The organism is Nocardioides terrigena (assembly GCF_003047265.1).
Classification (GTDB): domain Bacteria; phylum Actinomycetota; class Actinomycetes; order Propionibacteriales; family Nocardioidaceae; genus Nocardioides; species Nocardioides terrigena.
Map to the genome: position 1 here is coordinate 156815 of NZ_PZYY01000002.1, position 14628 is coordinate 171442.

The 14628-nt window shown below is 71.4% G+C and carries 12 protein-coding genes; 8 read left to right on the forward strand and 4 right to left on the reverse strand.

Features of this window, described 5'->3' with window-relative positions:
- Window positions 1-3 precede the first annotated feature (3 nt).
- The 7 genes from DAE25_RS04730 (at window position 4) to DAE25_RS04760 (ending at window position 9875) form a co-directional block, all read left to right on the forward strand.
- Window positions 4-933: a glycosyltransferase family 2 protein gene (locus tag DAE25_RS04730; RefSeq protein ID WP_107765091.1), complete on the forward strand. Its 930-nt coding sequence runs from the start codon at window positions 4-6 to the stop codon at window positions 931-933.
- Window positions 930-1841 carry a glycosyltransferase family 2 protein gene (locus tag DAE25_RS04735; RefSeq protein WP_107765092.1) on the forward strand — a complete coding sequence of 304 codons (912 nt, stop codon included), beginning with the start codon at window positions 930-932 and terminating at the stop codon, window positions 1839-1841. The genes DAE25_RS04730 and DAE25_RS04735 overlap by 4 nt, the downstream gene beginning before the upstream one ends.
- A 48-nt stretch (window positions 1842-1889) precedes the next feature.
- On the forward strand, window positions 1890-3080 hold the full coding sequence (gene glf / locus DAE25_RS04740) for a UDP-galactopyranose mutase (RefSeq protein WP_107765093.1): 1191 nt from the start codon (window positions 1890-1892) through the stop codon (window positions 3078-3080).
- The gene (locus DAE25_RS04745) at window positions 3077-5140 is read left to right on the forward strand and encodes a glycosyltransferase (RefSeq protein ID WP_107765094.1); all 2064 of its coding nucleotides are present in this window, start codon (window positions 3077-3079) and stop codon (window positions 5138-5140) included. Before glf ends, DAE25_RS04745 begins: the two co-directional genes overlap by 4 nt.
- Window positions 5137-6057: an ABC transporter permease gene (locus tag DAE25_RS04750; protein WP_234410856.1), complete on the forward strand. Its 921-nt coding sequence runs from the start codon at window positions 5137-5139 to the stop codon at window positions 6055-6057. Before DAE25_RS04745 ends, DAE25_RS04750 begins: the two co-directional genes overlap by 4 nt.
- Entirely contained in the window at window positions 6057-6830 is a 774-nt protein-coding gene (locus DAE25_RS04755) for an ABC transporter ATP-binding protein (protein WP_107765095.1), read from the forward strand. Before DAE25_RS04750 ends, DAE25_RS04755 begins: the two co-directional genes overlap by 1 nt.
- Before the next feature lie 294 nt (window positions 6831-7124).
- Window positions 7125-9875, forward strand: coding sequence for an FG-GAP-like repeat-containing protein (locus DAE25_RS04760; RefSeq protein ID WP_107765096.1), 2751 nt, complete (start codon window positions 7125-7127; stop codon window positions 9873-9875).
- Here the strand turns inward: DAE25_RS04760 and DAE25_RS04765 are convergent.
- Complete coding sequence (locus DAE25_RS04765; RefSeq protein WP_107765097.1) at window positions 9872-10615, reverse strand: TIGR03089 family protein; 744 nt, start codon at window positions 10613-10615, stop codon at window positions 9872-9874. The genes DAE25_RS04760 and DAE25_RS04765 overlap by 4 nt on opposite strands.
- A 23-nt stretch (window positions 10616-10638) precedes the next feature.
- Between DAE25_RS04765 and DAE25_RS04770 the strand changes: the two genes are divergently transcribed.
- Window positions 10639-11745 (forward strand): mannose-1-phosphate guanylyltransferase, encoded by a 1107-nt coding sequence (locus DAE25_RS04770; protein WP_107765098.1) that lies wholly within the window; start codon window positions 10639-10641, stop codon window positions 11743-11745.
- A gap of 15 nt (window positions 11746-11760) precedes the next feature.
- Here DAE25_RS04770 and DAE25_RS04775 read toward each other — a convergent pair whose 3' ends face one another.
- The 3 genes from DAE25_RS04775 to cofD form a co-directional block, all read right to left on the reverse strand.
- Window positions 11761-12498, reverse strand: coding sequence for a DUF3105 domain-containing protein (locus DAE25_RS04775; protein WP_107765099.1), 738 nt, complete (start codon window positions 12496-12498; stop codon window positions 11761-11763).
- Window positions 12499-12581: 83 nt separating this feature from the next.
- Window positions 12582-13565, reverse strand: a complete 984-nt coding sequence (gene cofE, locus DAE25_RS04780; protein WP_107765100.1) for a coenzyme F420-0:L-glutamate ligase — start codon at window positions 13563-13565, stop codon at window positions 12582-12584.
- A complete protein-coding gene (gene cofD, locus DAE25_RS04785; RefSeq protein ID WP_107765101.1) occupies window positions 13562-14557 on the reverse strand; it encodes a 2-phospho-L-lactate transferase in 996 nt (331 codons plus the stop codon). Before cofD ends, cofE begins: the two co-directional genes overlap by 4 nt.
- Between the last annotated feature and the right edge of the window lie 71 nt (window positions 14558-14628).

A 14628-nucleotide genomic window follows, 5' to 3' on the forward strand; every position in this document is an offset into this window, starting at 1 on the left:
GCCGTGACTGCTCCCCGTGATGGCCGTGTCGTCGCGGTGGTCGTCACCTTCAACCGGCTGCCGCTGCTCCAGCGCCTCGTGGCCCGGCTGGGGGAGGTGCCCGGCCTCGACGAGGTCGTGGTGGTCGACAACGCCTCGACCGACGGCACCGGCGAGTGGCTGGCCGGCCAGCCGACGACGGGGGAGACCCCGCTGCTGGCGCGCACCCTCGAGCACAACCGCGGCGGTGCCGGTGGCTTCCACGACGGCCTGGCCTGGGCCATCGACCGCGACGCCGACCTGGTGTGGCTGATGGACGACGACGGCCTGCCCGACCCCGACTGCCTGGCCACCCTGCTGGCCCACGGCGAGGACCTCGACTTCTGGGGCCCGCTCGTCGTGGACGAGGAGGACTCCGACCGGCTGGTCTTCCCGATCCGGCTGCCGGGTGGTGCCCGGGTCGTGGGCGACATCGCCCAGGCCCGCGCCGCCGCCCGCGACGGCGTGCTGGCCGACGTGGTGATCCCCTTCAACGGCGTCCTGGTGACCAAGGAGCTCGTCGACCGGATCGGCCTGCCGCGCGAGGAGTTCTTCATCTGGGGCGACGACGTCGAGTACCTCTGGCGCGCCCGCGAGGCCGGTGCCCGCGTCGCCACCGTGACCGGGGCCCGGGTGCTCCACCCCAGCGTCGGCGAGCTCGGCACGCCGATGATGTGGGGCCGCACGACCTACAACCACAGCCCCAGCGACCTCAAGCACTACTGCATGGCGCGCAACAACCTGGTCAACCTGCGTGACTACCGGGGCCCGCTCCACGCCCTGGCGTTCGTGGTCAAGACCGTCTGGTTCTACACCTTCACCCGGCCCAGCGCCGCCCGCCTCCGGCTGAGCGCCGGGGCGATGCGCGCCGGGCTGGCCGGGGAGTACGACGGGCACGAGAGGTTCCTCGCATGACCGGGCCGGAGAGCGTCGCGGTCGTCGTCGTGACCTACAACCGCGCCGACCTGCTCGTCGGGATGCTCGACGGCCTCGCCGCCCAGACCCGCGCCGCCGACGCGGTCTTCGTCATCGACAACGCCAGCACCGACCACACCCGCGCGGTGCTCGACGCGCGCACCGACCTGCCGCTCCACGTGACCACCTCGGAGGCCAACCTGGGCGGGGCCGGTGGCTTCCACCTCGGCGTCCGGGCGGCGTACGACGCCGGTTTCGACCGCGTCTGGCTGATGGACGACGACGTGGTGCCCGCGCCCGACTGCCTCGCGGTCCTGATGGCGGTCGACGAGGACTGCCTCATCGCCGTGCGCGAGGACCTCGCCGGCACGCTCGTGGAGAAGGCGGCGATCGAGTTCGACCTGCGCAACCCGCTCGCCGTACGCCCCAAGCGCGCCGCCGTCGACACGGCGTACGCCGATCGCGCGTCCATGCCCCCGCTCGTGGAGGTGCAGAACGTCGCCTTCGAGGGCTTCATGGTGCGTCGCGACGTCATCACCGAGATCGGTTTCCCCGACCCTGCCTTCTTCATCTTCTACGACGACGCGGAGTACGCCGTCCGTGCCCGCCGGGCCGGGCGCCGGATCTGGGGGGTCCGCGACGCCGTGCTCGTGCGGCAGCTCGACTTCAACCAGCAGCACGACCTCTCGGGCTGGAAGGGCTTCTACATGTACCGCAACCTCTTCGTGGTGCACCTGCGCCACGGGGAGAACGCCCTGGTCCGGCTCAAGCCGTGGCTGATCACCCTCGCGGTGGTCCTGCTCAGCCCGGTCCGCGGCGGTCGCGCGGAGGCCCGCAACGTGATCCGCGCCATGGCGTCGGCGCGGGGCATGCGCCGCCTTTCCGAAACGGCCCGTCCCCCTCGCTAGACTCGTCCAGCCCCCGCGGGGGATGCGTCCACACACAGGAGTTCTCCCTTGTCCCAGGGATCGATCGACCAGCCCGACCTCGTCGTCGTCGGCTCCGGCTTCTTCGGCCTCACCGTCGCCGAGCGCTGCGCCTCCGAGCTCGGCCTCAAGGTGCTCGTGCTCGAGCGTCGCTACCACCTCGGCGGCAACGCCTACAGCGAGATCGACGAGGAGACCGGGATCGAGGTGCACAAGTACGGCACCCACCTGTTCCACACGTCGAACAAGCGGGTGTGGGAGTACGTCAACCGGTTCACCGACTTCACCGGCTACCAGCACCGGGTGTTCGCCAAGTACCAGGGGCAGGTCTACTCCTTCCCGATGAACCTGGCGCTCATCAACCAGTTCTTCGGCAAGGCGCACACTCCCGACGAGGCCCGGGCGCTCATCGCCGAGCAGTCCAGCGAGATCGCGACCGAGGACGCCACCAACCTCGAGGAGAAGGCGATCAGCCTGATCGGCCGCCCGCTCTACGAGGCGTTCGTCAAGGGCTACACCGCCAAGCAGTGGCAGACCGACCCCACCGAGCTGAGCGCGGACATCATCACGCGGCTCCCGGTGCGCTACACGTTCGACAACCGCTACTTCAACGACACCTACGAGGGCCTGCCGGTCGACGGCTACACCGCGTGGCTGACCCGGATGGCGGACCACCCCAACATCGAGGTGCGCGTCGACACCGACTGGTTCGACGTGCAGGACGAGTACAGGGGCAAGGTCCCGGTCGTCTACACCGGCCCCGTCGACGAGTACTTCGGCAACTCCGAGGGGCGCCTGTCGTGGCGCACCGTGGACCTCGAGCAGGAGACCGTCGACGTCGACGACTACCAGGGCACCGGCGTGGTCAACGCCAACGACCAGGACGTGCCGTGGACGCGGGTGCTGGAGTTCAAGCACCTGCACCCCGAGCGCACCTACCTGCCCGGCAAGTCGATCGTGGTGCACGAGTACTCCCGCTTCGCCGAGCCCGACGACGAGCCCTACTACCCGATCAACACCGCCGAGGACCGGGCCAAGCTGCTCGCCTACCGCGACCTGGCCAAGGCCGAGCCGATGGTGCTCTTCGGCGGCCGCCTCGGCACCTACAAGTACCTCGACATGCACATGGCCATCGGGTCGGCGCTGTCGATGTTCGACAACAAGCTCAAGCCGCACTTCGCCGACGGAGAGCCGCTGACGAGCGGAGGAGTGGACGCATGACCAGCTCGACGACAGCCGCCACCGAGACCGGGGCCGGCACCGCGCGCCGTGTCCTGCAGCGGCAGATCCTGCCCATCGACGGGGACACCGACGTCTACCGCCTGTACGTCGACCCCGAGGCCGCCGTCCTCGACGCCGACAAGTACGAGGTCGGCTCCAACCGCTCGGCCCAGCAGCTCAACGCCGCCCAGATGCGGCAGTCGACCTCGACCGGGGTCTCGATCCACCCCGACCAGATCCTCGACCGCGAGGCGCTGCGCCTGCCGGCCGAGGAGCGCATCTCGTTCGGCTCCTACTTCAACGCCTTCCCGGCCAGCTACTGGCGCCGCTCCACGATCGTCTCCGAGGTCGACCTGACCCTGACGATCGAGGGCCGGGGCGCCACCGTCACCGTCTACCGCTCGATGGCCAACGGTCGCTCGCAGCGCGTGGAGACCGTCACCACCGGTGACGAGGCGTCCTCGACCTTCGAGTTCGCACTCACCCTCAAGCCCTTCGTCGACGGCGGCTGGTACTGGTACGACGTCGTCGCCGGCGACGAGGACGTGGTCATCCGCTCCGCCGAGTGGGCCGCCCAGGTGCCGGCCGACCGGGCCCAGCACGGCACGGTCGACATCTGCATCACCACGATGAACCGCCCCGACTTCGTCGCCAAGCTCATCGGCCAGCTCGGCTCCACCCCCGAGCTGCGGCCCTACCTCGACGAGGTCCTCGTCATGGAGCAGGGCACCCAGAAGATGGTGGACTCGGAGTTCTTCCCCGACGCCGCCGCCAGCCTGGGCGACACGCTGCGCGTCATCGAGCAGGGCAACCTCGGCGGCTCGGGAGGCTACGCCCGGGGCCAGCTCGAGTCGGTCCGCAAGGGCACCGCGACGTACGCCATGATGATGGACGACGACGTCATCTGCGAGCCCGAGGGCGTCATCCGCGCCGTCACCTTCGGTGACCTGGCCCGCCGCCCGACGATCGTGGGCGGTCACATGTTCAGCATCTACTCCCGCACCCGCCTGCACAGCTTCGGCGAGATCATCACGCCGTGGCGCTTCTGGTGGCTCTCGGCCCCGGGCGTGTTCGGCGACTGGGACTTCGCGGCCCGCAACCTGCGCTCCACGCGGTGGCTGCACAAGCGCATCGACGTGGACTTCAACGGCTGGTTCATGTGCCTCATCCCGCGCCAGGTGCTCGACGAGGTCGGCCTCAGCCTCCCGCTCTTCATCAAGTGGGACGACTCCGAGTTCGGCCTGCGTGCCAAGGCGGCGGGCTACCCGACGGTGACCATGCCGGGTGCCGCGGTCTGGCACATCCCGTGGACCGACAAGAACGACGCCCTCGACTGGCAGGCCTACTTCCACCTCCGCAACCGCTTCGTCGCGGCGCTGCTCCACTCGCCGTACGAGCGGGGCGGCCGGATGGTGCGCGAGAGCCTCAACCACCAGATCGCGCACCTCGTCTCGATGCAGTACTCCACGGTCGAGCTGCGGCTGATGGCGCTCGAGGACGTCCTCGAGGGTCCCTACGCCCTGCACGACAAGCTGGCGACGCGGCTCGCGGAGGTCAACGCCTTCCGCAAGCAGTTCACCGACGCCCAGCTGCAGGCCGACCCGGACGCCTTCCCGCCCGTCCGCCGCCACAAGCCCCCGCGCAAGGGCAAGGACGACTCCGGCGTCCCCGGCCGGATGTCGACCCTGGTCCGGGCCGCGACCATGCCGCTGCGCCAGCTGCGCCCGGTGCGTCCGACCTCGCGCCAGCACCCCGAGGCGGAGATCCCGGCCATGGACGCCAAGTGGTACCGCATCGCGCGCTACGACTCGGCGGTCGTCTCGATGCCCGACGGCAACTCGGCCGCGCTCTACGAGCGCGACCCCGAGAGGTTCCGCGACCTGATGAAGCGCACCGCGGAAATCCACGCGCGCTTCCAGCGGGAGTGGCCACGACTGGCCGCGGAGTACCGCGGAGCGCTCGGTGACATCACCTCGCCGGAGGCGTGGGAGAAGACCTTCGAGCCCTGGAGCGACCAGGCGCCGCACGCGGGCGCCACCACCGGACCGACGTCTGCATGAGCGGTCTCCTCACCTCCGGCACCCCGGCCTCGCGGCGTCCGACCCGCGAGGAGCTCGAGGCGATGCCGCTCGCCCCCCCGGCCGCCACCGGGCTGGGCGAGGTCGTGCGGCGTCGCTACCTGCTGCGGATGCTGGTGCGCAACACCATCCAGTCCCGCTACCAGGGCACCGTGCTCGGCTGGCTGTGGAGCTACCTCCAGCCCGCCATCCGGTTCTGCCTGTTCTACTTCCTGTTCCAGGTGATGATCGGCCGTGGGGCCGGCATGGAGAACTTCGCGGTGCACCTCTTCGCCGGCATGGTGATCGTGCACTTCTTCACCGAGACCTTCAACGGTGGCACCCAGTCGCTCATCCAGAACCGGACGCTGATCACCAAGCTGCCCGTGCCGCGCGAGATGTTCCCGGTCTCCCGGATGCTGGTGGCGGCATGGCACACGGTGCCGATGATCCTGATCCTCGTCTTCGTCTGCGTCCTGCTCGGCTGGCGACCCGATCCGGTGGGGATGGCCGCCGCCCTGCTGGGCTTCTTGCTCACGGCGCTCCTGGGGCTGGCCCTCGGGCTGGTGTTCAGCGTGGCCAACGTCTTCATGCGCGACTTCGGCAAGGTGGCCCAGACGCTCACCCAGTTCGTCACCTTCAGCGTGCCGATGATGTACCCGTACACGCTGGTGCAGGACCGCTTCGGCGAGCCCATCGCGACGTACTACCTCTACAACCCGATGGCGGAGGCCGTGCTGCTGATCCAGCGCGGTTTCTGGACCGGCACGACCAGCGACCCGGCGTACACCGAGGGGCTGCACCTGCCCGACCACCTCTTCACGCGGGGGCTCATCATGACCATCATCGGACTGGTCTGCGTCGTGCTCGCCCAGCGGCTGTTCTCGCGGCTCGAGTCGCGCGTCCCGGAGCGGCTCTGATGACCACCATGATCCAGGTGGAGCACGCCACCAAGACGTTCACCATGTCCTACCACCGCTCGCTCAAGCAGATCGCGCTCGCCAAGGCGCGGGGGCGCAAGACCCACGACGTCTTCAACGCCGTCGACGACGTGAGCTTCACCGTCCAGGAGGGGGAGTCGGTGGGCCTGATGGGCCTCAACGGCTCCGGCAAGTCGACGCTCCTCAAGCTCGTCAGCGGGGTGATGCGACCCGACTCGGGCTCCGTGCTGACCCGGGGCCGGATCGCCGGCCTGATCGCGACCGGCGCCGGCTTCGACCCGCAGCTGAGCGGCCGCGACAACCTCTACCTCAACGCCGCCATCCTCGGGATGTCGCGGGCCGAGACCGACCGCAAGTTCGACGAGATCGTGGACTTCGCCGACCTCGGCAAGTTCCTCGACACCGAGGTCGCCTACTACAGCTCCGGCATGAAGGCCCGCCTGGGCTTCGCGGTGGCGATCAACGTCGACGCCGACATCTTCATCGCCGACGAGGCGCTGGCGGTGGGGGACCGGCCCTTCAAGCGCAAGTGCAAGAAGCGCATGGACGAGATCGTGAAGTCGGGCGTGACGATGTTCTACGTCTCGCACGCACCCGGCTCGGTGCGCAACCTGTGCAGCCGGGTCCTGGTCCTCGACCACGGCAAGCTCACCTTCGACGGGGACGTCGACGAGGGCATCGCGTTCCTCCACTACGACGACGACGAGGACGACAAGAGCCGCGCCGACGACGGGCTCGGCGCCGACATCTGAGGTCGGTGGCCTGACCGCCCGCTGCCCGCCGCTCGCACGCCCGGCGGTGGCTGGCGGCGTACGACGCACTGGTCGCCGCGGGGCCTGTCGTCTCCCGCCAGGTGCGCGGGTGGGCGCCTCGCTGACGCGATTTCACTGCGCCACGCCCGCACGGAGTTGACAATTGTGGAAGTCGTCGGCGTGTCGACTGGAAATTACACGATTGTAGTTACTCACGAAACCTAGCGAACCAGTGTGACTGGTGTGAAAGTTGCCTTCTTGTGTGACCTTCCCCGCGCACTGGAGTAGCCACTTATGCGTCTTGTCCAAGCCCGTTTCATCACCGCGTGCCAGCAGCTGCTGGCCCTCGGTGTGGTCCTCGCCGTCCTCACCCCGGCCTCGGGGGTGATCTCCCTCGACATCGTCGGCCAGCACCCCGGTGCGGCCGGCTCGGGGGGCCCCGCGGTCATCTCGGGCGCCCTGCGCTCGGCCACCGTTCCCACGGCCGCGGTCGAGTCCAGCGTCACCGAGGTCCCGCTCACGACCGGCACCGGCAACGCCCGGGCGCTGGCCGGCGAGACCGTCGTCGGCGGCTCGGTGACGAGCAACCGGGTGACGAGCCTGCCCCAGGACGTGACGGGCTACGGCGCCGTCGGTGTCACCTGGGCGCACGGCGAGGAGCTGGAGGAGGACCAGATCGCCCTGCAGGTGCGCACCCGTGAGGGTGACTCGTGGAGCGACTGGGCCGACCTGGAGTACCACGACGACCACGCCCCCGACGCCGGCAGCCCCGACGCCGCCACGTCGCGTCCCGGCACCGACCCGCTGATCATCGGCGACGTCGACGCCGTCCAGATCAAGGCCAGCGCGGACGACGCCCTCCCCGACGACCTCTCCATGGCCGTCGTCGAACCGGGCCGCGCCGAGGCCACGGAGAGCGAGACCCCCGCCGTCGGTGGCGAGGCCGACCAGGCCGACGAGGACACGTCGTACGACGACGAGTTCGAGGAGCGCACCGAGCAGTCCGGTGAGCAGTCCGGCGAGATCACCCTCCAGGCTGCGCGCAAGGCCGCCCAGCCGACGATCTTCAGCCGCGCCCAGTGGGGTGCCGACGAGTCGATCCGCAACAAGGGCGCCCTGCGCTACGGCTCGATCAGCGCCGGCTTCGTGCACCACACGGTCAACGCCAACGACTACACCGAGGCGCAGGTGCCGGGGATCCTCCGCAGCATCTACGCCTACCACGTGAAGTCCCGCGGCTGGAGCGACATCGGCTACAACTTCCTCGTCGACCGCTTCGGTCGGATCTGGGAGGGGCGTTACGGCGGGATCGACAAGGCCGTCGTCGGCGCCCACACCCTCGGCTACAACGACTATGCGTTCGCGATGTCGGCGATCGGCAACTTCGACGTCGTCCAGCCGCCCGAGGTGATGCTCCAGGCCTACGGCGCGCTCTTCGCCTGGAAGCTCGGCCTGCACGGGGTCAACCCCGCGTCGATGTCCCAGCAGGTGGGCCGGACGAAGTTCGCGGCGATCAACGGCCACCGCGACGCCGGCTCGACCGCCTGCCCCGGCAGGTACCTCTACGCCAAGCTCGCCAACATCCGGGCGTACGCCGTCGCCGGTGGCACGCCCGCGCCGCCCCCGCCCGCGCCCGCCCCGGCTCCGACGACGGTCAAGATCGGCGACCCCGCCCCGCAGTCCAACCTCGTGGGCGCGGCGTACCCCGACATGGTCGTCCGCCGCGCCGGCGACGGCCGCGGCTTCATCATCCCCACCGGTGGTCTCACGGCCTTCGCGAAGGCGAGCACCGTCTCGACCAAGGGCTGGAAGGACAAGCAGGACGTCCTCGTCACGCCCGACGTCACCGGCGACGGGGTCATCGACCTGGTCTCCACCTCCAGGAAGGGGGTGCTCCGGATCCGGCCCGGCAAGGGCAACGCACGCTTCAAGGCGACCTCCAAGGTCATCAAGTCGACGCGCGGCCACACCCTGATGACCGCGGTCGGCGACCTCGACCGGGACGGCCGCAACGACCTGGTCGCCCGCCACAAGGGCAAGCTCGTGGCACTCATGGGGGCGCCGAAGGGCGGCTTCAAGCGGGTCGTCCTGGGCAAGGGGATGGGCAGCTACGTGCAGTTCATCGGTGCCGGCGACCAGAACGGTGACGGCAACGTCGACCTGCTCGCCCGCAACGGCAGGGGCCTCATGCTCTTCAAGGGCAAGGGCAACGGCCGCTTCGGTGCCCGGACCGCCGTACCCGGCTCGTGGGGCGTCTACAACCGGATCACCAGCGGCGCCGACTTCAACGGCGACGGCCGCCTCGACCTGGTCGCGCGGCGTACCAAGGGTGCGGTCTTCATCCTCCCGTCCTCTGGAGCCGGCACCTTCGGGACGCCGGTCGGACCGGCCACCAACGTGCGCTCGCTGCGCTCGATGACCGGTGCCGGCAACCTGGTGGGCGACGCCGCCCCCGACCTCGTCGGCGTCAAGGACAACACCCTCGTCGTGGTCGCCAACCGGGGCACCTTCGACCTCGGTGCCCCCATCGACACGGGGGTCTCGTTCGTCGGCTCGGACGGCCTGCTCAACGTGGGCGACTGGAACCGCGACGGCGTCGGCGACGTGATCGCCCGACGCCCGGACGGCTCGATCGCGCTCTACGCAGGGAACGGCGCCGGCCAGCTCAGCGGGCCCACGGCCCTGGGGTCGGGCTTCGCCGGCGTGCACCTCGTGCCGGCCGGGGACGTGACCGGCGACGGCTTCCCCGACCTCCTCGGCACCCCGGCCAGCGGCAAGCTGATGGTCTACGCCGGGACCGGGACCGGGATCAGGGCGGGCCAGCAGGTCTCGGGCCGCCAGATCACCCGGGCCGGCCTGCCCAGCGACCTGTCGGGCTTCGACTGGGTGTTCGGCGTCAGCGACATCCGGGCCAAGGGACGCGGCGACTACATCGTGCGCCGGGCCGGCACGGGCGACGTCTACCTCTACACGGGCACGAGCGGCAAGGTCGCCGCCCCGCGCTTCCTCGGCGGTGGGATGGAGGGCTTCGACCTGGCCGGCTAGGGAGCCGGTCGGACCTCCGGGTCCCCGGCCCGGTGGGTGGCACGCTCCGCGGCGTACGTCGCGTCGAGCCGCCCCGGGTCCGGGTGCCGGACCAGGACCAGCGAGCCGCCGCTTACGAGCGGCTCGGTGAAGGTGGCGACTCCCGGTGGGGAAGCCGGATTCGCCATCGAGAAGAGACGGCCGCCGTCGGTGAGGAGACTCCCGGCGGCGGCCGACTCCATGAGTGCTCCCTGGGTGGCCTCGCCGTAGGCGCCGTCGGTGGCGGCGTCCTGTGCGGTGGGCGGGTCCCACGGGGTGAAGGCGTCGGGCTGGGACCAGATCTCCAGGCCGACGTCGTGCACGCCGGCCGGGACGGGCGTGGCGAAGCGGACGCCCAGCGGCAGCAGGCTGCAGGCAAGCACCACGAGGTCGTCGCCCCGCGCGGCCCACTCCTCGAGGTCGTCGGGACCGCAGACGACCGCGTCGGGGTCGTCGTCGGACGTCACGACCAGGCCGACCGTCCAGGCGGCCCCCAGGAACACCGGGGTCAGCCAGTGGGTCGGCAGGTCGATGCGCAGCCGCATCCCGCGCTCGAGGTCGCCCTCCTCGACGAGGAGGCTGGCGGCCTTGGCCACCCAGTTGGCGTACGTCGTCACCGACAGCTCGACCCGCTCGCCCGTCGCGTGGTCGTACCAGGTCACGAGCGGGCGGCCCGGGTCACGGCGCAGCTGGGCGCGCAGGGCGGCGTCGAAGGTGGTCACGGCCGCAGCCTAGGCTCCGGGCCATGACCCAGACGCCCCAGCCGTCCCATCCGTCGGGCCCGAGCATCGACCACTTCTGGGCCGTCGTGCCCGCGGGCGGGGCCGGCACCCGGCTGTGGCCGCTGTCGCGGTCGTCGTCGCCGAAGTTCCTGCACGACCTCACCGGCACCGGCCGCACGCTCATCCAGGCCACCCACGACCGGCTGGCGCCGCTCGTGCAGGACCGCATCCTCGTGGTGACCGGCCGCGCGCACCGCGACGCCGTGCTCGAGCAGCTCGACGTGCCGGCGGAGGCAGTGCTGGCCGAGCCGTCGGCCCGCGACTCGATGGCCGCCATCGGCCTCGCCGCCGCGCTGCTGGAGCGCCGCGACCCCGACGCCGTCATGGGGTCCTTCGCCGCCGACCACGTGATCCGCGAGCCCGCGGTCTTCCACGCGGCGGTCGCGACCGCCGTCGACGCGGCCCGCGCCGGGTGGCTGGTCACGATCGGCATCGAGCCGACCTACGCCGCCACCGGCTTCGGCTACATCAGCGCCGGCGACGAGGTGGACGGGGTGCCCGGGACGCGGGTGGTGCGCGAGTTCGTCGAGAAGCCCGACGCCGACGTGGCGGCGACGTACGTCGCGGACGGCTACCGGTGGAACGCCGGCATGTTCATCGTGCGACCGACCGTCCTGCTCGACCTGCTCGCGGAGACGGACCCGGGCTTCGCGGCGTCGCTGCGGGCGATCGCCGCCGACCCGGCGACCCTCGAGGACGCCTGGGACTCGCTGCCGAGGATCGCGGTCGACCACGCCGTCGCCGAGCCCGCGGCCGCCGCCGGTCGTGTCGCCGTGGTGGCGGGGCGGTTCGGCTGGGACGACGTGGGCGACTTCGCGTCGCTGCGCTCGCTGCTGCCCGCCCCCGACGGAGAGCTCGTCGTGCTGGGCGACCGGGACCGGGTGCGGGCCATCGACAGCTCGGGGCTCGTGGTCCCGGCCGGCGACCGGGTCGTGGCGGTGGTCGGGCTCGAGGACGTCGTGGTGGTCGACACCGGCGACGCCCTGCTGGTCACCACGCGGGCCCGGGCCCAGGACGTGAAATCGATCGTGGCCGCCCTCAAGGAGGACGGCCACGTCGGTCTGACCTGAGGGGAGCGGCTCCCGTCAGAGGACGGTCGGCTCCGGGGAGTCCATGTAGGGGTACTGCTCCATGAACGCGTCGAGCGCCTCGCCGCTGGGGGCGGAGCAGTACTGGAAGACGCCCACCTGCTCGCCACCCTCGCCAGCGGCCTCGCCGCCGACCGACCAGTGGGTCATGGCGACGTGCTGGCCGGAGGGGAACGGGTCGCCGTCCTCCGAGGTCCACGGCACGGCCTTGAACTTGTCGCGCAGGTTGGTCGTGCTCGACTTCTTGGAGGCGATGCCGCGCAGGTCGTCCATCATCGCCTCGTCCCCGGCGACCGTCTCGTCGTACCAGAGGATCGTGTAGCCGTGCTCGAGGTTGTGCACGAGCTCGCCGACGTCGGGCCGGTCGGACTCGCTGTAGAGCTTGCGCTCGATGCCGTCCCACACGTTGTAGTGCTGGCCGAAGGCCGGGGGCGAGTCCTCGAACTGCAGGGGCGTGCCGGGCTCGACGTGGTCCTGGCCGCCGGTGGCCTTCTTGGTCGTGATCTCACCGCAGTCCGAGGCGGGGGCGCCGATCGCCTCGATGGCCTGGGAGTCGAAGGACCGCAGGTCCCACCAGTTCTTGATGGGCTGGTAGGCCGCCGCACCGATGATGACCAGCGCCACCAGGATGCTCGCCCCGACGAGGGCGAAGCCGCGGCGCTTCTCGGTGCCCGCCTGCTTCTTGCGGATGGAGTCGATGACCGCCTGACGGTCGGTCCTGTCCTTCTTGCTCACGGCGCTGGAGTCTCTCGGATCGGGGACTGGGCTCCGCGCCGGGCGCTCGTGTGCAGCGCTCCGGCGGGGGTCGGGGGCAGAGTCTACGGAGTGGCGGGTGACACGGTGGCCACCACGTCGGAATCGCCGGCCCGCCACCCGTCCACCGTCCAGCCGTGGGCGAAGCACACGGCGGTCACGGCGGTGCGGTCGGCCGAACCGCCCAGCCCCAGCTCGTACGACGGGGGGTCGTCCTCGACCGCGGCGAGAGCCGTCCGTCCCGTCCGGTGGACCCGCTCGATCGCCGCCACCAGCTCGTCGGGAGGGACCGGGGCGCCGAACGGGCGGCGGTCCTCCGGGTGCCCGGCCAGGGCCCGGACGACGGCCTCGCGGGCGCCGTAGCCGAACATGTCCGCCCCCTCGGCCCGCACCAAACGGACGGCTCCGGTGCCGTGGTCGCCGGCGTCGAGCACCAGGTCGGCCCGGCCGCGGACCACGGCGACGGGGCGGCCCGCGAGCTTGCCCTGGGCGAGCTCCGCGGCTCCGGCGATCTCGTCCGCGACGGCGGGCAGCGTCACCGCGAGCGGGTTGCCGTAGGGGTCCTCGCGCCCGCTGAAGTCCTCGGCGACCACCAGTCCGGCGGCGCCGATCGCGATGTCGGTCTGGCCCTCGCGCCACGCCCGCCCGGCCGTGTCGGTGATGACCACGCCCACGTTGGCGCCGGTGAGCTCGAGGAGCGCGGAGCGCAGCCCGCGCGCGCTGGCGTCGGGGTCGAGCGGCAGCAGCGCGACCTGCCCGAGCCCGACGTTGGAGGCGTCGATGCCGGCCGCCGCCATGGTGAGACCCAGCCGGTTGCGCACGATGAGGGTGGGGCCACGGCTCGCGACGACCCGGACGGTCTCCTCGGCCAGCGCCTCACCGCGATCGCCCGGCCGGACCCGGCCCTCGGCCTTGCTGACGACCTTGCTGGTGACCACCACGACGTCGCCGTCGGCGAGCTCGGTGACGGCGGTGATGACGCGGGCCAGGTCGGTGTCGACGGTGATCTCGGGCAGCCCGTCCGGCGCGGTGACCTCGAGGCGGCTCACCGGACGATCCCGACGGCGGCGGCCGCCATGGCCGCGGTCGCGTCGTCGTCGACCATCATGAGCGGCACGGCCTCGCAGGCGATCCCGGCCTCGCGGACCGCCGCCACGTGGTGGGCGTCGCGGGTGTCGACCAGCCAGCCGTCGAGCACGCCGCCGTCCCCACGGCTGCCGTAGTGGCGGGCGACGGCGCCGGCGGTGACCTCGACCCCGATGGCGGTGAGGACCTGGTGGGCCATGCCCCGGACGTGGGTGTCGCCGACGATGGGGGAGAGGCCCACGACGGGGGCGGGGGTGGCGGCGACGGCCTCGCGGATCCCGGGGACGCCGAGGATCGTGCCGACGCTGACGACCGGGTTGGAGGGGGGCAGCACGAGGAGGTCGGTCTCCGCGATGGCCTCGAGCACGCCGGGACCGGGGCTGGAGGCGTCCAGGCCGACCACGACCACGGCCTCGGCCGGCACCTGGGCGCGCAGTCGGACCCAGTACTCCTGGAAGTGCACGACGCGTCGCCCGCTCGGCTCGTCGGGGTCGGCGACGGCGATGTGGGTCTCGACCCGGTCGTCGGTCATCGGGAGCAGGCGGACCCCCGGCTGCCAGCGCCGGCACAGGGCGGCGGTCACCTCGGAGAGCGGGTAGCCCGCGTCGAGCATCTGGGTCCGGACGAGGTGGGTCGCGATGTCGCGGTCGCCGAGGCCGAACCACGTGGGCTCCACGCCGTACGCCGCGAGCTCGTCCTTGGTGCTCCACGTCTCGTCCCGGCGTCCCCACCCGCGACCGGGGTCGATGCCGTCGCCGAGGGTGTACATGACAGTGTCGAGGTCGGGACAGACCTTCAGGCCGTGGACCCAGATATCGTCGGCGGTGTTGGCCACCACGGTGACCTCCGCGTCGGGTGCCACGCCGGGGAGCGCCCCGGTGCGGATCCCGTGGAGCAGGCCCCGCACGAAGGTCGCTCCGCCCATACCACCGGAGAGCACGGAAATCTTCTGCATGTGAATACCTTGCCCTACCGCCGATCGCCCGTTCGGGGGACCTCATGGCCCGTTCGGGCCATATCAGATCT

Coding starts and splice junctions, on each gene's coding strand:
- DAE25_RS04750 (WP_234410856.1), top strand. CDS start 5,137: ATGAGCGGTCTCCTCACCTCCGGCACCCCGGCCTCGCGGCGTCCGACC.
- DAE25_RS04735 (WP_107765092.1), top strand. CDS start 930: ATGACCGGGCCGGAGAGCGTCGCGGTCGTCGTCGTGACCTACAACCGC.
- cofD (WP_107765101.1), bottom strand. CDS start 14,557: ATGCAGAAGATTTCCGTGCTCTCCGGTGGTATGGGCGGAGCGACCTTC.
- DAE25_RS04770 (WP_107765098.1), top strand. CDS start 10,639: ATGACCCAGACGCCCCAGCCGTCCCATCCGTCGGGCCCGAGCATCGAC.
- DAE25_RS04745 (WP_107765094.1), top strand. CDS start 3,077: ATGACCAGCTCGACGACAGCCGCCACCGAGACCGGGGCCGGCACCGCG.
- DAE25_RS04760 (WP_107765096.1), top strand. CDS start 7,125: ATGCGTCTTGTCCAAGCCCGTTTCATCACCGCGTGCCAGCAGCTGCTG.
- DAE25_RS04755 (WP_107765095.1), top strand. CDS start 6,057: ATGACCACCATGATCCAGGTGGAGCACGCCACCAAGACGTTCACCATG.